The following is a 23,175-nucleotide window of genomic DNA, read 5'->3' on the forward strand; positions in this document are numbered from 1 at the left end:
AAGGTTGTTCCTTTGGATGTTTATAATAAGAAAAAACACATAAAGTAATTTCTTAACTTCATCTTCTTAAGCCTACTTCCTGTAGGCTTTTTTGCTTTTGACTCTTATCTGTTTTTAAAATACAATTTCCTATTAAATAAAGAAAAAAGTCGAATTTCTTCGACTTTTAAATAACTTCAATTTCTGCAAAATCTAATTCAATAGGTGTTTTTCTTCCAAACATATCAACTAGAACCATCACTTGACCTTTTTCGTCATCAATGCTTTCAATGATTCCTACTTGACCTGCGAAAGGCCCTGCGGCAAGTTTAACTTTTTGACCAGGTTTTGCATTTAATTTTTGAACGGATAACAATCCGCATTGTTTCAAGATTGGATTAATTTCATCTGGCAACAAAGGGATTGGTTTCGTTCCGCCTCCGCTACTACCAAGAAATCCAGTTACACCAGGAGTGTTTCGGATGACAAACCATGAATCATCTGTCACAATCATTTCAAGAAATACATATCCTGGAAACATTTTAACCATTTTTTCTTTTAAAGATCCATCTGCTTTTTTTTCAGTTTTTAACTCTTCTGGAATCATCACTTGAAAAATAAGGTTTTCCATTTCCATGGTCTCAATCCGTCTTAAAATATTATCCTTAACCGAATTTTCTTTTCCGGAATACGTTTGTACGATATACCATAAACGTTTATTGTTATCCATCAGTACCGCCTACGACCTTTACAAACTATATAGCCATTTAAATAGTGGGTCAAGAACAAAACCGTATAGCGTAAAAACCACCATTAAAAAGACCAAAAATCCAAAAACTCGAGTTGTATTTCTTGCAAGTATTTTTCCTGAAGCCCAGCTTACTTTTTTCATTTCTTGAATACTTGGTTTTAAAATTGGAATGACCAAATAAACAATAACTAATGTGCCTATTAGAATTAAGAAGACTCCTGTAAGAATTCTTTTTAAATCTGTTTCAAAGAAAAAATCGACAAATCCTATTCCTGAAGTTCCCAATATAGCGGTTAGATCGACGCTTCCAAATGTGCCCATTACAATATAAATACCATATAAAACAAGTACTGGTGATAAAATGGCTAAAAGCCAGTTTTCGAAGGCATATTCTTTTTTAAGAATCTCCATCACACGGGATTGTTTTTCTTCAGTGATTACTTTTTTGGGTTTTGCTAATTTGACTTTCTTTTCTTTCTTGATATCAGCCATAATATCCTCCTACTTGCTTTCTTTATGTAGCGTGTGCTTTTTGCACTTATTACAATATTTCATTACTTCAAATCTTACAATATGATTATTGTCTTTTTTTATTTCATAATTTCTAGATAAACATTCTTGACATATCAAGATAGCTTTATTTTTCATTTTATCAACTCACTTGCTTTATTAAATGTATCAAAAATTCGTTGAAATGTCAAGAAAATCATTACTCTAAATGCATTTTTAACTTCTGTCTTATCCTGTCAATAGCATTATAGACTTTTTTTACTTCACAATTCATAGAATTTGCTGTTTCAATTGTCGATAAGTGTTTTAAAAACTTATTTTCAAAAACCGATTTTTCAAACGTAGAAAACGATTCAAAGACTTCTTCCATTTCTTGTTTACAAAAATAGGTTTTTTCAATTTCGTTTACTTCATAATCAAAAAGAACAGGTAATTTTTCATAAATAAATTTGCCATATCTATTTCTTGAACGCAAAATTGATATGAAACGATTTTCTAAATTATGCTCAAAATACCGAGTGAAGGATTTATTATAACTTTCATCGAATTGAATAACGGATTTGTACAAAATAATGAGTCCTTCTTGAAAACAATCATCGTATTCAATAGCTAGGTTGAATTTTCCAATCTTTTTCGCAATAAATAACTTATACTTTTCAACCATCAAATTAAGTGCTTCTTCATGACCTTGTTTAATTAAATTGATGATTTCATAATCATTATAATTGCGAAAATTCATAAGCTATTCCGTTTTTCTTCTTAAAATATCAAAGATAAGAATGCCTGCAGAAACTGATGCATTAAGCGAATTAATCTTTCCTATCATTGGTATTTTAACATTAAAATCGACATGTTCTTTGACTAATTTACTTAATCCTTTTCCTTCACTTCCAATAACCAAACATAGTGGCCTATCAACGAAGATGTCTTGGTAACTTTTTTCTGAATTCACATCAGTTCCAATAATCCAGAAAGATTTTTTTTTAAGTTTCTCAATGGTCTGATTTAAATTTACAACTTCAATAATTTTAATGTATTCTATAGCACCAGAGGATACCTTAGCAACTGTTCCAGTAATTTTAACACTTCGATTTTTCGGAATGATAATTCCAGAACACCCTCCCGCTTCTGCGCTACGAATAATAGCTCCAAAATTATGTGGATCTTCGATTCCGTCAAGCATGATAAAAAAAGGATTCAAAGACAAATCAAGATCTTTCATTACCTCTTCAAGAGAAACTGTTTTATAATCTTCAACTTCTAAAACAATGCCTTGAGTATTTCCAGAAAATCGTTTTTCAAATTCCTTTTTACTTAAAGTTTCAAACGGAATTTGTTTTCGTTTTACTTCAAGAAATAAATCTGATTTTGTGTCATCCATAAAATAGGCTTTGATTATTAATTTATCAGTTTCTAAGATTTCTTTAGCTGGGTTCTTTCCATATATATATACACTCATTTTATCACCACTTTAATTATATCATATTTGATCTGATATCTAACTTGAAAAAATATCCAAATTAGAGACAAAAGAACTCATATTTTATCATTAGAGTTCTTCAATAATTTCTATACTTCTTTTCATAATTTCTTCAAGTCGATCCCATTCATCTTGTAAGTAAAGATATCCAAGCATTGCTTCAAAACCAGTAGCATGACGATAAGTTGTTAAATCAGCATTTTTTGGTTTATGTGTCGAGGACATGTTTCTTCCTCTTTTGTAGACAGCTATTTCTTCCGGATTTAAGAAATCATCTAAAAGAGAAAATATAGCTTTGGCTTGTCCTGATGCTTGAGTAAACTTGATAGCTTCTTGATGTAATTCATTCACTTTTGTAATTCCTTTATCCAATAAATATCTTCGAATTTTAAGTTCAAAATAAGCGTCACCAATATAAGCTAGCGTAAGTCCGTTTTGTAAAATCATATTAAATTCCTTAGAGTAAGTTCTTCTCTTAATTTGTCAGCCAATGCAAAATCTTTCATTTTTCTCGCTTCTTTCCATCTTGAAAGCAATTGTTTGTCTTCTTCACATAACAAAGTAAGTTCCACAGAAAGACCTAAAATGTTTAACATGAATTGGCATGCACTTAGCGCGCTTTTTAACAGAGTAATGTTTGCTTTTTCTCGCAACAAAATGTTGCAATATTTAATCAACGCTTGTAGAGCAGTAATGGCATTTGGTGTGTTAAAATCAAGTTCCATTGCTTCGTCGAAGTCTTGAAGAAACTTGTTAATTTCTTCTGATGAGACATTTGTCAAAGGCTTATCATCAGAATGAAGTTCAATTTTGCGAAACAGCGATTTTACAGTGTTTTCCAGTTTAATCCATTCTTTTTCAACCGATAATAAATTGTCATAATTAAAATTTAAAGGGGCTCTGTAATGTGTAGATAATATGAAGAGACGAAATGCCATTTTATTTACTGTTAGATCTTTTACGAAAATAACATTTCCTAAACTTTTACTCATCTTTTCGGTTTCTAAATTTAATCTTCCATTATGCATCCAGTACTTAGCAACATTATGATTGTGTTTAGCAAATGAATGAGCAATCTCATTTTCGTGATGAGGGAAAATCAAATCTGACCCTCCACCATGAATATCAATTTCTTCACCAAAAAGATCTTCAATCATGGCAACGCATTCCGTATGCCAACCAGGTCTTCCTTGTGAAAATGGAGAATCCCAATTTATTCCTTTGCTTGTTTTTTTCCATAAGTTAAAATCTAAAGGATTTTCTTTTAAAGGATTAATCTCTATTCTTGCCCCGCTAATCAAATCGTCTAGTTTTCGATTGCTAAGCTTTCCATACTCACTAATTTTTGAAACTCTAAAATAGACATCCCCTTCGACTTCATAGGCAAATCCTGTTAAAATTAAATCATTAATATATGAGATAATTTCATCCATGTACTCCGTGACTTTTGGTTTTATATAATCCGTTTTAGATCCTAGTGATTCTACATCATTTAGAAATGCCTTTATATATCGATTGCTGATTTCAAGTTCTGAGACATTTTCTGCTTGCGCTTTTTCAATGATATTATCATCAACATCTGTAAAATTAGAAACGAATTTTACAAAGTATCCTTTCGATTCAAAATAGCGTCTGACCACATCGAAAAAAACCACAGGCCTTGCATTGCCAATGTGAATGTAGTTATATACCGTTGGACCGCAAACATAAATAGAAACATGATTTAAGTGATGCGGAATAAACTCTTCTAATGAATTAGTGTATGTATTGAATATTTTCAAGGATTGCACTTCCTTTCCTATGACTATAATTATAGCAAAATTGCTGTTTTTATCAAGCAAAATTGAGTTTTCATTCTAAAACAGAACTGAAGCAATTATATCGTTTTTCTCTTTGTGCATAAAAAAATATAAATACTATGAAAAAAAGCACCTTTTAAAAGATGCTTTTTCTTTTTTTGTTTAACTTACAAGTTGTTTATAGTTCGACTATTGTTTTACTATATTTGCAGCTTGAGGGCCTCTAGCTCCATCAACTACGTCAAATTGTACTGCTTGACCGTTTTCTAAAGCTTTGTAACCATCGCCTTGGATTGCTGAATAATGTGCGAAAATATCTTTCCCATTTTCATCAGTGATAAATCCATAACCTTTTTCTGCGTTAAACCATTTTACTGTTCCGTTCATTTGTTTCTCCTTAAATTAATTTTGATGCTAAAGGTATTATACCGCGATATCCTATAAATTGCAAGTCAAATTTATTTGAATAATGAATGTAGGTAGAATATCGCCAAAAAACTATAAATTCTCCTCTTCATCGGTAGAATTAGATATCATTTTTTGGGGGTTTTCCTCATCTAAAAAGTCTACATTCTTGATTTGACTGAACTTAGAATTTATTTTTTCCACTCTTATATTTACACTATCACTTTGTTTCGTTAAGTTTTGAATGTTGCTATTGAGTTTGTTCCACTCACTTCCAAATTGTTTAAACTCTTTATTTAACATCAACAATTGAAGATTAATTTCATTTGCATATTTGCTTCTTTCGTGATCAATATAAACAGCTTTATAAGAAGAAAGCAAAGGTATCAATGTTGTTGGTGAAACAATGGTTATATATTTGTTTCTTGCATATTCAATTACATTAGTAAGTTTAGAATGAAGCAAAGCTAATATTCCATCACTTGCAACAAACATAAGTGCGTAATCAGCTGTAACTCCAGATATAATGTATTTAGAAGAAATATCAGTGATATGTTTTTTTACTTCAGCTCCGAAGTTTTGAATTAATTTTAATTCATCTTCTTTGGATAATTCTTTGTTATCAAAAAGTTTGGAATAGGATGAAAACGGAAATTTTGAATCAATTGCTATCATTTTATTTGGTTGTGGCATAAATACAACCGCATCTGCTCTGACGGATTCTTGTTTTCCTCGTTGTTCCTTTATCGTATATTGAGTTTGATATAATTTATCATTATCTGCAAACACGCTGTAAAGCAATTGATTTAATTGATATTCTCCAAATGATCCTCTTGCTTGATTGTTTGACAAAATGTTTTGAAGTCCTATCATTTCATTTGATAAACTTTCAATTTTCTTTTGTGCGTCATCAATAACTTTTACTCTTTCAGCAATTTGTAAAAACGTTTGATTGGTATCGCTAAATCCTTTGGTAAGTCTTTCCTCTACTTTTTCATTGATTTTATACATTTTTTGATCAATGGTATCTGTTAAGGATTTAAAATCAACGGTCAATTTTTCATTAATTTTCTCTTGAAATCCAACCAATTCTTTATTGACATTTAATCGAAATTCAGTGATATTATCTGATGATTTTTGTGAAGTATCTAGTAGTTGATGATTGACTTGTTTGTTAAATTCAAACATCGATTCAAAAAGCGATTTTGTAATCGTCATTTTTAATTCATCGACCTGCTTGGTAAGCGAATTTTCTAATGCATCTAAATTTGAATTCATTGGCGATTCTTTGTGTTTTCTTAAAAAAATGATAAACAGTAATCCCACGGAAACTGCTCCAAAGATTACGCTGATTAATCCTAATATTTCTGGTGTAGTCATAACAATGCTCCTTTAAATGTCCTAAAAAATTGGACTGAATAAATTAAATAATCCTTCAATGATTCTTTTTATAAGTCCTCTTTTGTTCCAAACTTCTAAATCTATTTGATTTGATTTGCTAATATCTTCACTAAAACTATTTACCAATACTTTTACTGCATTATTTGCAAAAATTCCGGTTACTTCAAAATTGAGATGAAAACTTCTTGGATCAAAATTAACCGATCCTACTGAGGCTAGTTCATCATCGATAATTAGTATTTTGGAATGAACAAAACAATCGATGTATTCATATATTTTTACTCCCATAGTTAAGAGTTGTTCGTAATAAGATTCAGTAGCAAATCCAACAACAAAAAAATCATGTTTTCCTGGTAATAGCAATGAGATTTCAACTCCGCTTTTCTTAGCTATTTTAATTGCGGCCATTAATTCTGGCTCGATAATCAAGTAAGGCGTTACTATTTTTATGGATTTTTTTGCTGAAAATATCATTTTCAAATAAATATCTCTAATCAATCCATTTTCAAAATCCGGTCCAGATTCCACAACAGAAAACAATCCTGGGAAATGTTCGTTTGTTTTATCCATGGGTCTATCAATGACGTTTCCTGTTATATAATACCAATCTTTGATAAAAACATTTTGTATACTAGTAACTCCATTACCCATCATTAAAATATGAGTATCGCGCCAAAATCCAAATTTTAAAGATTGGTGGTTGTATTCATCTCCTAAATTGATTCCACCCAAGAATCCAACATAACCATCAATCACAATAGCTTTTCTATGATTTCTAAAATTAACATTACTATTAAACAGCGATATGCTTTGAGGATCAAAAATCCCTATATGAACCCCGGCTACTTTTAAAGATTTCATATACTTAAAATCAAGATGTTTGTTACTACCAAAATGGTCATATATTAAATGAACCTTTATACCTTGAAGTGCTTTTTCTTTTAAAACATCTAATACACGTCTTCCAATACAATCTGTTTTTATGATATAAAATTCCATGAAAATATAATCTTTTGCTTTATTTAACTCTTCAATCAATCTTGGGAAAAAAACATCTCCATTGTTTAATATTTCAACAAAGGTGTCGTCTTCATATACTGATCTTCCTGTCGTCTCATGAACAAATCGGAAAATGTCTCCATAGGGGCTTTTTTCATAAGTCGGATTTGTCAGTTCTTCTAATCCTAAAAAGGCTTTTGAAGAAATTAACGGTCTTGTCTTGAAGAATTTTTTTGTTACAAAATCCCTTGCAAAAATAAAGTAAAGCACTATTCCTAAGATTGGATTCAACAAGATAATAATAATCCAATAGCTTTTATTGTAAGCATACGTTTGCTTTAAGATAATTTTAATTGCTAGAAAAAGCGCAAAAACTCCAAAAAAGCCAACGACAACGTATAAAATGATTCGATTAGGTAAAACGCTATTGATTGAAGTGATATAAATGTATTGTAATATTGTAATTGTATATAGAAACAATGCAACAATTATCAATGCTACTACCAAAAAGATCCGTTTCATAATCTCCTCCATCATACATTTTCTTACTCTATTTTACCATAAATCTTTCTTTTTTAATATAACAAGTAAAGAAAGAAAAAACGTCTGTTAGAAGACGTTTCTTGTTCGTTTCAAATGAGCGGTTCTAGAAAACAATTGGTTGATTTCCTTCAACCAAAGAATCATATTGTAATCGGTATAAATTATAATAGTGTCCTTTTTGCTTCAATAATTCTTGATGACTTCCTTCTTCGATAATTTTGCCTTTTTGCATAACTAATATTTTATCGACATGTTGAATAGTGGATAATCTATGAGCAACAATTAACATAGTGCCAATATTCATCATCTTTTTTAAAGATTCTTGAATTAGTTCTTCGGTTTCGGTATCAATGTTCGCAGTTGCTTCATCCAAAATCATTACGGAAGGTTTGTGTACAATCGTTCGTGCAAACGAAAGCAACTGTCTTTGTCCTGATGAAAAATTATTGCCTCTTTCTCTAACTAATTCATCGTACTTGTTTGGTAACCGGTCAATAAATTTTTCAGCATTTACATATTTACACGCTGAAAGAATTTCTGAATCTGTAATGGTTTCATCTCGAAGACGAATATTAGATTCAATGGTACCAGAAAACAAGAAAACATCTTGTAACATTTGGCCAATTTTTGATCTTAAAGTACCTAGTTTTATTTCTCGAATGTCAATATCATCAATTAAAATTTGACCTTGCTGAATATCATAATTTCTTACAATCAAACTAATAATAGTTGTTTTGCCTGATCCAGTAGCTCCAACTAAGGCAAGTGTTTCTTTTGGATTGACGACAAAAGATACATCTTTTAAAATCCAATCTCCTTCGTTGTATGCAAACCATACGTTCTTAAATTCAATCTTTCCTCTAAGCTCTACAATCTCTTTAGTTGAACTCTTATCTCTTACCGTAGGAAGAGTATCTAAAATCTCAAAAATGCGCTCTCCTGAGGTAAAAGCGGCTTGTAGGACATCAAATTTTTCGGCCAAGTCTTGAATTGGATTAAAAAACTTTGAAATGTACTGTGTAAACGCAAATAACATTCCAAATGTGATTACTCCGGCTATGGTTTGTAAAGATCCAAACCATAAAACAATTATTAAGGCGACGACATATAACATGTACATAAAAGGTCTATACAAACTAAATGTAAATGTTTGTCTTAAATAACTTCGATTTAATGTTTTATTTTTTTGTTTAAATTCTTGATATTTTTTTTCTTCTCGATTAAAAATTTGAATGAGTTTCATTCCAGAAAGATGTTCGGATAAAAAAGCATTAATCATTGAAACATTTGCTCGAACTTTTCGATAAGCTTGCCTTGAATATTTACGAAAAACAAAAGATGCGACAACGATAAATGGTACAACAATTAAGATATAGAGTGTCAGTTTAGCGTCCATAACAAACATAATTACGAACACTCCTACAATTGATATTATATTTCGAAATAGATTAATTATAACGTCGGTGTATAACATGTTTAATGTATCTGTATCAGAGGTGACTCTTGTAACAAGTTTTCCGATTGGCACATTATTAAATTGAGAAATTGATAAAGATTCTATATGATTAAACACATCTTCTCTAATATTATAAATGATTTTTTGTCCAGTCGTTTGTAATAAAATCGTTTGTTTATAAGATACAAATGCCGCAACAATCAAAACGATTAAATATATAACAACTATTAAAATAATTTTAGAAAATTGAATTTGGTCTTCTCCTAAAGCATCTAATACTTCAGATAAAAATAATGGCCCAACTAAATCCAAAGCAACAACTATAATGACGAGTATCGTTGCAATAAATAATTGTTTTAGGAATGGTTTAACATAAAATAATAATCGCTTGATAATCGTCCAATCGTTCATTTGACGGTTTGTTAATGTGTCAATATCTAAAAAGGAACGCGCCATTTACTCCACCCCCGCAATTTCAGCTTCTAATTGTTGATGAAGTACCATTTCAGCATACAGTTTTGATGAATTTAGTAATTCATCATGAGATCCAATTGCGAGAATTTCACCTTCATCAATCAAAATGATTTTATCTGCATTTTTGATGGTTGAAATTCTATGAGCAATAATGATGGATGTTTTTCCTTTTCTAAGCTTTGTAAGATTTTGTATGATTTCCTCTTCTGTTTTTGTATCTACCGCGCTAAAAGAATCATCCATAATTAAAATCTGTGGATTTTTAAGCAAGGCTCTCGCAATCGAAATACGTTGTTTTTGCCCGCCAGATAATGTGACTCCTCTTTCTCCAACCATGGTATCATATTGGTTAGGAAAGTCTATAATATTTTCATGAACATCACTGTATTTTGCCATTTGTTCAATTAATTCTGAATCAGCAAAATCGGTAGAAAACGAAATATTGTTTTTTATGATATCAGAAAAAATAAAGTTATCTTGAGGAACATATCCAATGGAATCTCTTAATTGTTTAATTGGCAATTTCATAATATCATAATCATCAATCAGAATTTCGTTTGTCTTTAAATTAAAAAGTCGTAAAAGCAAATCGACAATCGTGGTTTTTCCAGAACCAGTTCTACCTATAATTCCAACCATTTGTCCTTTTTCAATTACAAAATTGATATTTTTTAGTACTTTTTCTCTTGTTCCAGGATATGAAAAGGTTAAATTATTGAATGTAATTTTTCCTTCAATGTGATCAATTTCAACACAAGATTCGTCATCAACAATTTCAATAGGTTCATTTAAAAATCCGCTAATTCTTTGAAGACTAGCATTGGCTTGAGAACGCATATTGATTAATCTTCCTACTGCCATCATTGGCCAAATAAGCATTCCAAAATAAGCAACATACCTCGTTAAATCTCCAATGGAAAATTTTAATGGGTCTGTAATATCTAAAGCAACAGTCCGGTAAACTAGATATCCACCAATTCCTATCATCATAATCCGTATTAAGGTTATAAACATTTCAATTGATACACTCATTAAAGTGGATGCCTTTACAAATGAAACGTTTTTATCTTGATTATCTTTATTGATTTTTCCAAAAGCTCTCATTTCTTTTACTTCGTTCACAAATGCTTTTATTACGCTTATCCCATAAAAATTTTCTTGGGTAAAGTCGCTCATGTTTTCAAACGCTTTTTGTTTCGCTTTGAATTTTTTTCCTGTAATTCTAGAAATAAACGTAGCCATAATCGCTATTAGGGTTAAAGGAATCAGAGCGAAAAACGTTATTGTCTTATCTAAAGCATACATTTTATAAAATGCCATTCCACCTAAAGCAAACACATCAAAAAACATCATTAGTCCTGGACCAAAGGCCATACGAACCGCATTTAGATCGTTTGTAAAAAGAGCCATTAATCCTCCGGATTTTTTTTCTTGATAATAGCGTTGACTTAATTTTTCTGCATGAGAAAACATCATATTTCTTAGTTCATAATCTACTCTTCTAGATGTACCAAAAATGAAGATTCTCCACAAGAATCTTCCTCCTACTATAATTAGAGCGATTTTAATCAAATCCATCATAAATGCTTTTAATACTTCTGAAGTTAACGTCTCATATTCGAGGCCTTCTATGATGCTTCCAGTAATATCTGGAATAAGCAATTGATAGAAATCTACTGCAACTAATGCTGCAACACCGATTAAAAAGAAAAACCCGTATTTTAGATAAAATTTATTGACGTGTTTTCCAAAAATCAAATTACGCACCCCCAAGAAAGAAACAGATTTATTGTACTTCATCTCGTAAGAAATTACAATTTAAAAAAACAAAAAGATTGATATCTTTTTCATATGTTTTTATCGCCTTTATCCATACTTATGCATCCTAAAACAAAAAAACCAGCTATCTTCGGAAACAATCTTCCTAATATAGCTGGTTTTAAATTTAGAATCTAACTAAAATCTTTTTTATCCTATTCTGGGTTTGTATAAGAAAGCACTGCACTAATTATTACAAATGATCCTGTAACATCAGTGATTCCCGCTTCTCCAAACATAACCATTGAAGTGAAAGAATCAAGTGAAATAACAACGGTTTGTTCTGCACCTGTAAAAGTAACAGTTTGTTCATTTACGCTGTTATCGTTTGGTTTTAACAGAATGGATTTGTCCACAGTTCCTTGAACTACTAAAGTCATTGTGTTCATTCCTAAAGCTAAATCTTCATCAAACAAATACTTCATAAATGCCCATTCTTGACCAGCAATTTTTGTATAATTTACAAGAAGTGAATCATCTAATTGTGGAGTGAATGTATAAGTATCTACATCATTTTCAGCCCAACCATCAATGAAATTAAGTGTATCCATGGTTGAAGTTACCGTACAACTAACGATTTCAAAACTTCCAGTTAAACTTCCAATTATTGGATCAACAAATATCAAAATATTAATTGGAGTATCTGTAAGTGTAAAGGTAAACGTTTGATCTTCCCCTGTAAAAGTAATGGTTTGTTCATACGCTCCGTTATTATTTGGTTTAATAACTAATTGAGCTCCAGCAGTACCATTTACAACGATTACAATTGTATCATGTCTTGATAAATTATCTTCAAAGACATAATTAATCGAAGCCCAAGTTTGAATTGAAGTTCTATCATATTCTACTAAAATGGATCCTTCTACATCTGTGAAAGTATAGATTCCGCCATCTACATCTTCCCAATTATCTCCTAAAACAACATCTACCCAAGGATCAATTGGTGCTGGTTGAATATATGTTAATCTTGCACTAATAATTTCAAATGACCCTTTAACAAGACCAATATTAGGTTCAGCAAACATTAAAATTTTTGTAAATTCATCAACTGATGTAATGATAATTGTTTGTTCCTCGCCTGTAAAGGTAATGTTTTGTTCTAAAGAGTTATTATCGTTTGGTTTAATTAATAATGTTTTTCCAATAGGGCCTTTTAATATAATTGTCATTGTATTAAAATCTTGTGCTTCTTCTGAAACAAAATCATTTTTCATAAATGCCCAAGCTTGATCTGACCATTTTGTATAATTTACAAGAACGGATCCATCTTCTTGAGTTGTAAAGTTATAAGTATTAACGTCATTTTCTGCCCAACCAGTTGTAAAATCATAGCAAGGTTCGATGTAAGTTAATTTTGCGCTAATAATTTCAAATGTTCCTGAAACTTCAGCTGTGCCAGGTTGTACAAACATAACCATTGAAGTAAATGCTGCTGCTGTAATCACGATTGTTTGTTCTTCGCCTGTAAATACAACGGTTTGTTCTAAAGCTCCATCATCGTTAGGTTTTAACATAATCGATTCTCCAAGTGTTCCTTTAAGAATAATCGTTAATGTATTTAAACCTAAAATATCTTCTGCCACAAAATCAGATTTCATGAATGTCCAGCCTTGGTCAACACCTTTTGTATAATCTACTTGAGTTGTTCCACTGCTCAAAATTGTAAAGTCATAAGTGTCAACATCATTTTCTACCCATGTTTTTGTAAAATCATAACCCAGTGTAGAGGACGTAACTTTTGCACTAATGATTTCAAAGCTTCCAGTTAAACTTCCAAAAATTGGATCAACAAGTATTAAAATGAAAGTTGGAGCATCTGTTAATGTAAAGGTTACTACTTGTTGTTCGCCTGTAAAGGTAATGGTTTGTTCATATGCTCCATTATTATTAGGTTTGATAATTAATTGGTCTCCAAGAGTACCTTTAACTACCATTTCTATCATATCATGGTCTGATAAATTATCTAAGAATACCGTTTTAATAAATGCCCATGTTTGTTCTGATGTTCTTGTATAATCTACTGTAACAACACCATCAACGGTTGTGAAAGTATAAATTCCGCCATCATTGTCAAGCCAGTTTACATTAACATCAACAACGATAGATGCATCAATAGGATCTGGTTCAACGTAGGTTAATCTAGCGCTGATGATTTCAAATGATCCTGATACACTTTCAGTTCCTGCTTCTGCAAAAATCACCATTGTTGTAAAGGAATAAGCAGAAATAACGATTGTTTGTTCTTCGCCTGTAAAGGTAACAGTTTGTTCTAATCCGCCATCGTTATTTGGTTTTAACATAACTGATTTTCCAATAGTACCTTTAAGAATTAAAGTCATTGTGTTAAATCCATCTACGTCTTCAGCTACAAAATCGCTTTTCATAAATGCCCAAGCTTGGAATGCATCTTTAACGTAATCTACTGTTGTAGTGTTTTCTTCTGTCGTTGTGAATGTATAAGTATCTACATCATTTTCTACCCAGACAGTCGTAAAGTCATAATTTGGTTCAATATATGTTAATTTTGCACTAATAATTTCAAAAGTTCCTGATACACTTTCGGTACCTGGTTCAGCACAAATTAACATAGTTGTAAAGGATTCTGCGGATATAACGATTGTTTGTTCTTCACCTGTAAATACAACGGTTTGTTCTAAAGCGCCGTTATTGTTTGGTTTCAATAAAATTGTTTTATCTACTGTTCCTTTTACAACAAGTGTCATTGTATTTAATCCCAAAACATCTTCTGCTGCAAAATCGTTTCTCATAAATATATATGTTTGTCCAACGCCTTTTGTGTAAGTTACAAGTGTTGTATCATCAACTGTTGTTGAGAAAGTGTATGAACCAAGGTCAAGTTCTTCCCAACCATCAATAAAATTATACACTCCTTCTTCAACGATTTCACCAACGTATACTTTTGAGAAATAAGCTCCTAAGATTTCAAATTCTCCTGTTGCAGTGGTAGATCCACCTTCAGCAAAAATTAAAATTTTAGTTAAAGCATCTAGTTGTTCGTTTGTCCATAATGATAAATCTAAACACAAAGTGATTTCTTCATCGATTGCAAAAGAACCAGAAATTTCTTCTTTAACCGTTGTGCTCAATTCCGCCTTGAGCATTACTGATCCAGCTGTAATGCCCTTAACGGTCAAAACAACATAATCGAAATCAGAAAAATCTCCTGATACGGTTGATAACATATAAGGCCAATCAAAACCGCCTTTTGTATAAGTGACAACTGGATTGTCTCCAGAATTGTCAATTTCATATACTCCGTCACCATTGTCAACAAAACCTAAAGAAAAATCAAATGTTTCTCCAGTTCCATCATAAACTTGTTCGTTTTCAGGAATATTGGAATCTCCATTATCTAAAACGATTCCAAAAGCTGTTCCTTCATCAAATTCAAATTTTGTCATTGTAAAGTTACCAGTTCCTACTGCTTTTCCAGGAGCTCCGAATAAAACAACTTGTGTAACTCCGCCTAAAAATACATCGTAATCGCGAAGGTCAAGTTGGTAGGTTACTTCTCCAGCTGTAAGTTGAATGGAAACTTCAAAATTTGAAGTTGCTCCTTCAATTTTAACCATCAAAGTTCCTTGTCCGCTTACAGTAAAAACTAACTTATTATAAGCTGATAAGTCTTCTTCGGCCATTGAGTTTGTCATACTTGCCCATGAAAAACCTGCTTTGTCATAGGTAACTGCTAATTGAGTAGCGCTTTGTGTAATTGTATTTACACCATCTGCTCCATCAACCCATCCATCTAAAATACTTAATTTTAGTGTGGTAGGTACTGTTGTGGTTGTCGTTGTTGTAGTTTCTGTTGTAGTTGTAGTCGTTGTGGTACCTGCTGTAGTTGTTGTGGTAGTAACTTCGTTACAAGCCAATAACGCAAAAGCAAAACCAAAAGCAACTAAAAACAATAATCCTTTTTTGAATCTCATTTTTTGAATCCTCCTTTATCTATTTTTAAAAATAATAATCTATTTGTAAACAATTCTTTAAGAATTGTATAGACCTAAGCTAAGATTGTAAATTCTAATTCCTCAAATCCTTTTTGGACGATTTCGCTTTGCATAAAGAAATCCCATATTAAATTCGATCGATAATTTTCAATCATTAAAACGGTAATACCTTTATCAATACCAATAACATCTGTTGCAAACCATCCATTTACTGGAAGTATTCTATTTGGTCTTATAATCGAGGTGCTAGCAGATTCTGTTAATCCGAGATTATAAGCATCTCTAAATCCATATTTTCCTTGAAGGCTTACTATAGATGCATAGTTTTCCATAGCTGGAATTACTAAATTAGGAACAAAAGCAATTGATCCTACTGCTCCGCAAGGAGCTAACGTTCCATCGACATAAATCGTTCCAACCGCAGGTAAATTTCCGTATGCTCGGTACCCATCAGGTCCGTCTGAAGCCGTGTTTCCCCAAGAAAGAGTACTATACGTATCATAGTTTTGCGATTGCCAAACTCCGTAATCATAAGCTGCGATTGATGCGTTAATCGAGTTTGTAAACCAATTATAATTTTCTTTATCTAATACCGTTCTAAAATCAAAGAAAGCATGTGAAAACTGATAAGTGAAAAGTGTTCCTGGATATGATGTATAAAAATAATCCGATGTCCCATATTTTTTTCTAGTAGAACTAGATTTCATCATATCATAAGCTTCCTTTCCTACCGAATAATTATCTGAGGCTGCGGCAAGAAAATAAAGCATAAGTTGCTCACTGTACATATCCCAATATCCTTCAAACCCATCTTCTGGGGTATAGCCCATATAAAACATCATTCGATCTTGGTTGTAATACCAATTCCATTCAATGGCTTGATACAATTCATTTGCAATGGTTTTTATTTCTCCACCAAAATATTCTCCTGCCATGATTACACCGCAAATTAATATAGCGGTATCAATAATAGATACTTCAGTTGTTCCAGATCTTAGACCGGTTTCCATGTCTACAAAATGGTAATAAAACCCATGGGTTCGTTGCATATTTTCTAAAGTATATAAGGTATGTAAAACTCTTTCGTATCCTTCGCCATAAGAAATCCAATCATTCTCGATCCCAAGCGAAATAGCCGCTAGCCCATACCCAACCGATGCAATGGACGCATCTCCAAACGATAACGTATCAACATTGATTCGATCCGCAATTAATCCATACCCATCTGACTCAAGATCTCCATTGACTACTTCCCAAAAAAACTTAAAAGATAGTCTTTCTTCTTCCAATACATAATCAGGGACGTCTATTGGATTATAAACATATTCCTCAGCCGAAATCGTCGTAGTTGAAGAGGTTGTTTCACTTATTAAAGTCGTCGTAGTTGTGATTGATATGGAAGATGAAGTTACATTATCACAAGCAAATAATACGAAAGCTAACAATAGCGTAAAACTAATTAAAAATCCTTTTTTTATCATATGATATTCTCCTATTCTCCTGTAACACCGGTTCGGTCAATTCCTTCAACGAACCATTTTTGCATAATGAGATATACAATCAAAACAGGGGCAATGATTAAAATGGTTGCACTAAACTTAATAGCCTCATTCACCGCAGTTTGACTAATTCCTTCTGCTAACGAAAACTGAGATGAAAAATTAAGTAATTTTAATTGTAACGTGTATAGATTGGGGCCTAAAAATAACGAAGACATGTAAGTTTCATTCCAATACCATACAAATGAAAATAAAAATGAAGTGATATAAGCCGGTAGTGCCAAAGGCACACCTATTTTAAAGAAGACTTGATAAGGATTCGCTCCATCAATCTCAGCTGATTCATCCAAAGCAATGGGTTGCATCCTGAAAAATTGATAAAATATTAATATGAAAATTGCTGAAGATAATCCTTGCCCAAATGTTGCGGGGAATATAACCGACCAAGCAGTCTCAAGAATTCCTAAACGATCAAACAATAAATATTTTGGAATCATATATACTTGAGTTGGCACTAAGTAGGTTATTAATATTAGGATAATAATCACTTTTTTAAACTTCATTTGAAATTTCGCCAACGCGTATCCCGTAATGCTTGTTGTGATTGTTTGAAAAATGGCTGGAATCAATGTAACTGATAAACTAAATAGAAGTGTTCTACCATAATTCAAAACAACAAAAGAAGTGCGATAATTTTCTAAATAGATTTTCGTTGGAATCCACTCAACGATTGGATTCACTAAATCCGCTAAATCTTTAATACTGTAAGTAAACATTTTAATAACTGGATACAAATACACAAACCCAATAATCATTAAAATGATGTATAAAATGGTTTTTCCAATTAATCCTTCACTTAAACTTTTTCCTAAAAGAACGCGTTTAATTTTTAGTTTTGTCTTTTTTTGCATTATCTTCTCACCTTATCTTTCGAGAACGCACCAAGTACAAGTGCTGCAATTCCTAAAATAATAGCAAGCGCAAGAAAATACACCCAAGCAATTGCTGATGAAAAACCAAATCCATTTAAAAACATGTTATTTTTAATGTGACCAATCGCCTCATTTTCAGAGAATGTCGCAAGATTAATAATGGTGAAAACGACAGATACCATTACCATGCTTTTCAGAGATGGCATGGTAATCTTCCAAAAAGATTCCCAAGGTCCGGCCCCGTCAATCATTGCGGCTTCATAAGTGGCTCTATCAATTTTTTGAAGTGCTGCAATAAACAATAATATTTGAACTCCAGAAAACCATAAGATAACGATTAATTCAGAGAAAATGTTTGCGATAGGTCTTGCCAAACTTTCAGTAAAAGTTTCATTAATTAAATTAATAATCCCCATCTGTTCTACCAAAGGAATTGTTGCGGCTCCTTGATTTACTAATTGGTTAATTACTGGACCAGAAGCAATAATGACTGGTAGAAAATATATTCCTCTAAAGAGTCCTCTTAATTTCATTTTTTGATTTAACATAACTGCAATGATAATAGCGAACACAGTGATAATTGGAACTTTAAATAAAATTTCAATCGCAAAGTCACTAACCGATTGTAAGAAACTAAAGCCTTCAGCTGAAGTAAAAATCCTTCGATAGTTTTCAAAGCCATTTAAAGTCGCTTGGATTCCTTCTGGGTCTAACGTAACCGTTGCAAAACTGTAATAAAATGATATTAATATTGGATACAAAGTAAACACTAAAAATCCGATAACCCATATGGAAAGAAAAGACCAACCCACTAAATTTTGACGAAGATTTCGATTCATTGGTTTTTTAGTCATTAGATGTCACCACCTTATAACTTAAGGGTTCAATCGTAGTTAAATTAAATGTTTGTTGCATATTCGTATAGTTTATGTAAATCGATACTCCATTATCATAAACTACTTGATATACACCAACATCTAAATAATTTCTTTGTAAAACCGATGCATTTACCACGTCTTTTAAAGCAAGGTTAATAAAATCATACTGAGAAATTATTTCACTTTTCCAAGTAGAAAAACTAGATGAATATATTTGTTGAAGTTCTGTATCTTGTAACAAGTAAGAAGATTCTTGAGTCAAAATATAAGAAGGATACAAATGGTAATCAATCATCTTAAGTAACTCAAATCTTTGATTCGTAATAAAATTTTGGAAAGGTGCATAAGCTTCTAAAATTCCACTTAACACATAAGAAACAAATGGAACACTGTCGCTATAAATCCGATACTTATTTGAAGTCGTTGGCGTAATTAAGTAAGCATTTGAATACTTCAATAAATATAGAAATGGTTGATAAAATACCGATTCAATATCTGCTTCTTCTAACATGTTTAGATAGATTGCCATTGCTTCGTTACGATCTATTTCGTTGTTTTCATCTTTATAATCTGAATAAATGGTATGACCTATCGTTCCGATGGCAAAATAATTTAATTCTTTTTCTTTTAAAATTCGAACAGATTCTATAAATGCGCTAGCAACTCTTGTAGGAGATACATAATAATAAGATTTTGTGAACCCATCTAATTTTAATAAGTTTTGATTGATTTTTTGTGTGATATCTCGATAGGTACTAAAACTTGCGTTTTCATATACCTTCATGGTGTCCAAATAGAAATATAATTCAATTTGATCTGTTTCATAATTTTCAACCAAATCCAGAAATTCTTGTTTTGTCCCTAAATGAGAATCAAGATTTTTATAGACTAATCCCGAGCTAGTAAATCCACCATCAGAGAAACCTTTATAGACTACCTTTATAGAATTGACACTTAAAGAAAGTTCATCGAGTATTGCCTCTAAATCTGAAACGTCAGTTAATACTATCGTTTCGTCAAAAATAAATCCGGCTTTATCTTCAGAACCTAAGACTTCTAAAAAGATACCAACTTCATCTGTTTCATTTATTTTTTGTGTCATTAAAGATTCTTCTAACAAGTAAGTTTGATAAACCTTTGCCATTCCAACGTAATTTGCTTCTTCATCAGCAAGAAAACGGTATTTCAGCGCAACATTACAAGAATTAATGTCTTCTTGAATTACTTGTCTTCCAGAACCAGAAAGAGCTTGAGATTCAGAAGTTGGAGCTTGGTATAATCTGCGATATAAAAACTCATTGTAAGAATAGTAATATTTAAGATTATTTTTTGCTGGACTCACAACTAAATTTGCAAATAATGCTCCGTCCTCCACAATCGCAATAAACCCATGTTGGTTTATTCCTTGAATCATACCAGATACAGGAAATGCAAGATTTGGTTCGAATTCCAAACTAGTCGAAATAGCTTCATCTGTTCCATAATAACGAAATTCATAAATATCAGTTATCGTATCAATAGGTTGGTATCGAATTAATGCACCCGATCCATCAGGAACAAAAATATATCCCGGAATAGAGTCTCCATAAACGGATCCTAAGAATGGATAAGTTTTAATGCTTCTTAATTTGAAGGTATCTCCTTCTGATATTGAATCGTTTGGAACTTCAACTCTTAGATATTCTCCTTCAATAAAAACTCTTAAAGTTAAACCTATGCCAGATTCTCCGAATAAGATGTCCACTTCAAATCCATTTTCGATGAGAGTATAACTTGTTGTTGTTAGATTACTTTTTAATATACTTTCTTCTAAACTGGTATACACTCCAGAAGTATCGCTGTATGAATAATATTTAATCGTTACTGCAGAATTAACGATGCCTTCCCAAGTTGTATTAAAGTTTTCTAAGTTATCATCTTTTGTTGATAATGAGGAACCATAAATAAAATTATCTGCCTTATTCAAAATTCGAATGGCATAACTCTCTTCTTCAAAGTATAAAGCTAAGCTATCTGTTTCACCCACTAAAATATAGGTATTAGGAATGGTTAAGAAATTATTTACGACAGCTAGGTCATCTGCTTGAGTAAATTGATTTGAAGAAAGAAATGTCTCATCTAATAATGTTTCGGTTTCGGGAAGAGAATCACTTTCTATAGTTGATGGACTCATTTTTGCTAAAAGAGGAATACATAAAAACACAAGAGGTATAATCAACACTAATAAAATTAATTTCTTTAAAATTTTATTTGAATACACGGAAGAACACCTCCTTAGTCCAAGACGAAATAAAGTCCCAAAGTTGAGAACCAAACACGTAAATGATAAATAAAATTAAAATGATAATAAACATGGTAAAAATAGTCAGTAAAAGATTTTTTATTGTTTCTTTAATTTCGTAATTGTGAATTTCTTTGATTCCTAAAAATACCAAGACTAACGTATAAATAATAATAAAATATAGAAATAAATCGTATAAGACAGATTCATTAAGAGTTAAGATGTTTGATAAAATGATAAGTGGAATAATTCCTAACAATAAGGGACTTAACGCATATACGCTTGCAATGAAGACATCCTTAAGCCATCCTTCTCCATCCGACAAAGTAGCAATTAAATAATTTGAAAAGATGAACAATCCAATCACACCAAAAAACTTGATTGCTTCAAAGAAAAGATTAATATTATCAGCATAATGATTAAAGACAAATCCAGTAAATTTAAGTAAACATAAATACTCAATAAACAAGACAAGTAATATAATTACGCTAGTTAAAACATCTGATCGTTTTTTTCTTTTTATTTCATAATAAGCATCAATTGGGTGTTTTGTTACATAGAAAATCAAGGTAAATTTCCTGACAGACGGAAGACTAAAAAATCTCTTTGATTGGTGATTTACTGTTGCAAACACTTGAGTTTTTTTATTAACAACTTTTACAATTTGAAAAACAAAAATGAATCCAAGTATTAAACTAAAAACAAGGCTTAAATTATCCTTTAGCCAGATGTCTCTAATTTTCCAATAGGTTTCTGTATAGCCTGGCAAATCATTTGCAAGAAGATATTCTTCTAATGCTTTATCAAAAAGCTCGTCTTGATAATACGCTTTTCCAAGAGCACTATGAGCCAACGCAAAATTATTGTTTTGATCTAAGATTGATTCAAAGAGCAAGGTGCTTTCTAAATACTTTCCTTGATTATACATATCAATGGCTTCATGAACCAAAGTTGCAAAACTGGAAGGTTGATAAACGACAACTTCATTTTTTCCCATATCAAGTACAAATAGATTATTGTAATCATCTATTTGAATGGCAGATGGGCTTTGAATTAATCCCAAAACATTTGAGTTGGATTTCATTACATCAAACGCAAACAATAGGTTCCCTGAAGGATCGTATTCTACAATCAATCCATCATCATAAATACCATAAAGATATCCTTCAGTATTTACCGTTAAATCCACAACATTTTGTTCAACATTATAATTGGAAGCGGTTAAAATATCGTTCCCATTCACATCTAGTTTCTTTAATGCATACATCGTATTTGGTGTAGAAGTATAAACCAGCGACTTGGGATTAATCGCAATATTTGTAGGAGAAGGTGGCATATTTCTTGCATATTCTCCTGGTAAAACAAATAGATCTGCAATCCGTTCGATAACGGATTTGTTTGAAAGATTAACTCCAAAATAGCCTAAAAAGGATCCATCATAATTTAATTGAATGACTCCACTTGTTGACCCATCCCCAATTACGTAAATGTTTTCTCCACTTCCGACTACTACTTTAATCGGAACATAAGGCGATCCACTTCCGAATAACGGTTCCGTTGGTCGTCCAAATGTTCTTATCAAGGTTCCATCTAAATCAAACTTATATACTAATTGATTTCCCTTGTCTGCAACATAAAGATAGTCTTCGAGAGATACATGAATTCCGGTAGGTTGGTTTAAAACATCTGCACCAATTTCCAAGATTACATTTCCTGAATAATCAAGCACAACAACACGATGATTTCCCGTATCAGCAATATAAACAAGGTCGTCTTTTACGTATAGATCTTCAGGATTTAACAACACAACATCACGGTTTAAGACACCAACTGGTGTATAAGCAGTTTGTGTGAACGTTAAATTACCTTCATAATCTACTGTAAACGTATCATAAGGATATTCGTTTTCATAAAATACTGTATCAGCTAAAACAAAGCTAGAAGGGATGAATAGAAAACAAAGAAGCATAAGGTTAATGACAATAAGAATTTTTTTCAT

General features: G+C 31.7%; 18 protein-coding genes. All 18 read right to left on the reverse strand.

Translation table 11 applies throughout. From position 1 onward, the window contains the following. Nucleotides 1–166: 166 nt before the first annotated feature. On the reverse strand, nucleotides 167–709 hold the full coding sequence (gene nusG, locus KJ971_06810) for a transcription termination/antitermination protein NusG (GenBank protein ID MBU1145547.1): 543 nt from the start codon (nucleotides 707–709) through the stop codon (nucleotides 167–169). A gap of 18 nt (nucleotides 710–727) precedes the next feature. After that, on the reverse strand, nucleotides 728–1,222 hold the full coding sequence (gene secE, locus KJ971_06815; protein ID MBU1145548.1) for a preprotein translocase subunit SecE: 495 nt from the start codon (nucleotides 1,220–1,222) through the stop codon (nucleotides 728–730). A 9-nt stretch (nucleotides 1,223–1,231) separates the two neighbouring features. Then, a complete protein-coding gene (gene rpmG / locus KJ971_06820; GenBank protein ID MBU1145549.1) occupies nucleotides 1,232–1,378 on the reverse strand; it encodes a 50S ribosomal protein L33 in 147 nt (48 codons plus the stop codon). A gap of 61 nt (nucleotides 1,379–1,439) precedes the next feature. Then, nucleotides 1,440–1,979, reverse strand: coding sequence for a sigma-70 family RNA polymerase sigma factor (locus KJ971_06825; GenBank protein ID MBU1145550.1), 540 nt, complete (start codon nucleotides 1,977–1,979; stop codon nucleotides 1,440–1,442). A 3-nt stretch (nucleotides 1,980–1,982) separates the two neighbouring features. Further along, the gene (gene rlmB / locus KJ971_06830) at nucleotides 1,983–2,699 is read right to left on the reverse strand and encodes a 23S rRNA (guanosine(2251)-2'-O)-methyltransferase RlmB (protein ID MBU1145551.1); all 717 of its coding nucleotides are present in this window, start codon (nucleotides 2,697–2,699) and stop codon (nucleotides 1,983–1,985) included. A gap of 90 nt (nucleotides 2,700–2,789) precedes the next feature. After that, nucleotides 2,790–3,167 (reverse strand): ribonuclease III, encoded by a 378-nt coding sequence (locus tag KJ971_06835; GenBank protein MBU1145552.1) that lies wholly within the window; start codon nucleotides 3,165–3,167, stop codon nucleotides 2,790–2,792. Beyond that, nucleotides 3,164–4,501: a cysteine--tRNA ligase gene (gene cysS / locus KJ971_06840; protein ID MBU1145553.1), complete on the reverse strand. Its 1,338-nt coding sequence runs from the start codon at nucleotides 4,499–4,501 to the stop codon at nucleotides 3,164–3,166. Before cysS ends, KJ971_06835 begins: the two co-directional genes overlap by 4 nt. 207 nt (nucleotides 4,502–4,708) lie before the next feature. Continuing rightward, the gene (locus KJ971_06845) at nucleotides 4,709–4,906 is read right to left on the reverse strand and encodes a cold shock domain-containing protein (protein MBU1145554.1); all 198 of its coding nucleotides are present in this window, start codon (nucleotides 4,904–4,906) and stop codon (nucleotides 4,709–4,711) included. Nucleotides 4,907–5,017: 111 nt separating this feature from the next. After that, a complete protein-coding gene (locus KJ971_06850) occupies nucleotides 5,018–6,304 on the reverse strand; it encodes a DNA recombination protein RmuC (GenBank protein ID MBU1145555.1) in 1,287 nt (428 codons plus the stop codon). Between the two features lie 21 nt (nucleotides 6,305–6,325). Further along, on the reverse strand, nucleotides 6,326–7,846 hold the full coding sequence (cls, locus tag KJ971_06855; protein MBU1145556.1) for a cardiolipin synthase: 1,521 nt from the start codon (nucleotides 7,844–7,846) through the stop codon (nucleotides 6,326–6,328). A gap of 124 nt (nucleotides 7,847–7,970) precedes the next feature. Then, entirely contained in the window at nucleotides 7,971–9,734 is a 1,764-nt protein-coding gene (locus KJ971_06860) for an ABC transporter ATP-binding protein/permease (protein ID MBU1145557.1), read from the reverse strand. A gap of 45 nt (nucleotides 9,735–9,779) precedes the next feature. Further along, on the reverse strand, nucleotides 9,780–11,555 hold the full coding sequence (locus KJ971_06865) for an ABC transporter ATP-binding protein/permease (protein MBU1145558.1): 1,776 nt from the start codon (nucleotides 11,553–11,555) through the stop codon (nucleotides 9,780–9,782). Nucleotides 11,556–11,770: 215 nt separating this feature from the next. After that, nucleotides 11,771–15,565, reverse strand: a complete 3,795-nt coding sequence (locus KJ971_06870) for a hypothetical protein (protein MBU1145559.1) — start codon at nucleotides 15,563–15,565, stop codon at nucleotides 11,771–11,773. Between the two features lie 74 nt (nucleotides 15,566–15,639). Continuing rightward, entirely contained in the window at nucleotides 15,640–16,896 is a 1,257-nt protein-coding gene (locus KJ971_06875) for a hypothetical protein (GenBank protein ID MBU1145560.1), read from the reverse strand. A 182-nt stretch (nucleotides 16,897–17,078) separates the two neighbouring features. Then, entirely contained in the window at nucleotides 17,079–17,996 is a 918-nt protein-coding gene (locus KJ971_06880; protein ID MBU1145561.1) for a carbohydrate ABC transporter permease, read from the reverse strand. After that, entirely contained in the window at nucleotides 17,996–18,871 is an 876-nt protein-coding gene (locus tag KJ971_06885) for a sugar ABC transporter permease (protein MBU1145562.1), read from the reverse strand. The genes KJ971_06880 and KJ971_06885 overlap by 1 nt, the downstream gene beginning before the upstream one ends. Then, nucleotides 18,864–21,155 carry a hypothetical protein gene (locus tag KJ971_06890; GenBank protein MBU1145563.1) on the reverse strand — a complete coding sequence of 764 codons (2,292 nt, stop codon included), beginning with the start codon at nucleotides 21,153–21,155 and terminating at the stop codon, nucleotides 18,864–18,866. The genes KJ971_06885 and KJ971_06890 overlap by 8 nt, the downstream gene beginning before the upstream one ends. After that, nucleotides 21,142–23,175, reverse strand: a complete 2,034-nt coding sequence (locus KJ971_06895) for a DUF1282 family protein (protein MBU1145564.1) — start codon at nucleotides 23,173–23,175, stop codon at nucleotides 21,142–21,144. The genes KJ971_06890 and KJ971_06895 overlap by 14 nt, the downstream gene beginning before the upstream one ends.

The organism is Bacillota bacterium, assembly GCA_018818595.1.
Lineage (GTDB): Bacteria > Bacillota_I > Bacilli_A > Izemoplasmatales > Hujiaoplasmataceae > JAHIRM01.

What these genes read in the sequence shown, in the direction of transcription:
- nusG (MBU1145547.1), bottom strand. Translation starts at nt 709, where the DNA reads ATGGATAACAATAAACGTTTATGGTATATCGTACAAACGTATTCCGGA.
- secE (MBU1145548.1), bottom strand. Translation starts at nt 1,222, where the DNA reads ATGGCTGATATCAAGAAAGAAAAGAAAGTCAAATTAGCAAAACCCAAA.
- rpmG (MBU1145549.1), bottom strand. Translation starts at nt 1,378, where the DNA reads ATGAAAAATAAAGCTATCTTGATATGTCAAGAATGTTTATCTAGAAAT.
- KJ971_06825 (MBU1145550.1), bottom strand. Translation starts at nt 1,979, where the DNA reads ATGAATTTTCGCAATTATAATGATTATGAAATCATCAATTTAATTAAA.
- rlmB (MBU1145551.1), bottom strand. Translation starts at nt 2,699, where the DNA reads ATGAGTGTATATATATATGGAAAGAACCCAGCTAAAGAAATCTTAGAA.
- KJ971_06835 (MBU1145552.1), bottom strand. Translation starts at nt 3,167, where the DNA reads ATGATTTTACAAAACGGACTTACGCTAGCTTATATTGGTGACGCTTAT.
- KJ971_06845 (MBU1145554.1), bottom strand. Translation starts at nt 4,906, where the DNA reads ATGAACGGAACAGTAAAATGGTTTAACGCAGAAAAAGGTTATGGATTT.
- KJ971_06850 (MBU1145555.1), bottom strand. Translation starts at nt 6,304, where the DNA reads ATGACTACACCAGAAATATTAGGATTAATCAGCGTAATCTTTGGAGCA.
- cls (MBU1145556.1), bottom strand. Translation starts at nt 7,846, where the DNA reads ATGAAACGGATCTTTTTGGTAGTAGCATTGATAATTGTTGCATTGTTT.
- KJ971_06860 (MBU1145557.1), bottom strand. Translation starts at nt 9,734, where the DNA reads ATGAACGATTGGACGATTATCAAGCGATTATTATTTTATGTTAAACCA.
- KJ971_06870 (MBU1145559.1), bottom strand. Translation starts at nt 15,565, where the DNA reads ATGAGATTCAAAAAAGGATTATTGTTTTTAGTTGCTTTTGGTTTTGCT.
- KJ971_06880 (MBU1145561.1), bottom strand. Translation starts at nt 17,996, where the DNA reads ATGCAAAAAAAGACAAAACTAAAAATTAAACGCGTTCTTTTAGGAAAA.
- KJ971_06885 (MBU1145562.1), bottom strand. Translation starts at nt 18,871, where the DNA reads ATGACTAAAAAACCAATGAATCGAAATCTTCGTCAAAATTTAGTGGGT.
- KJ971_06895 (MBU1145564.1), bottom strand. Translation starts at nt 23,175, where the DNA reads ATGAAAAAAATTCTTATTGTCATTAACCTTATGCTTCTTTGTTTTCTA.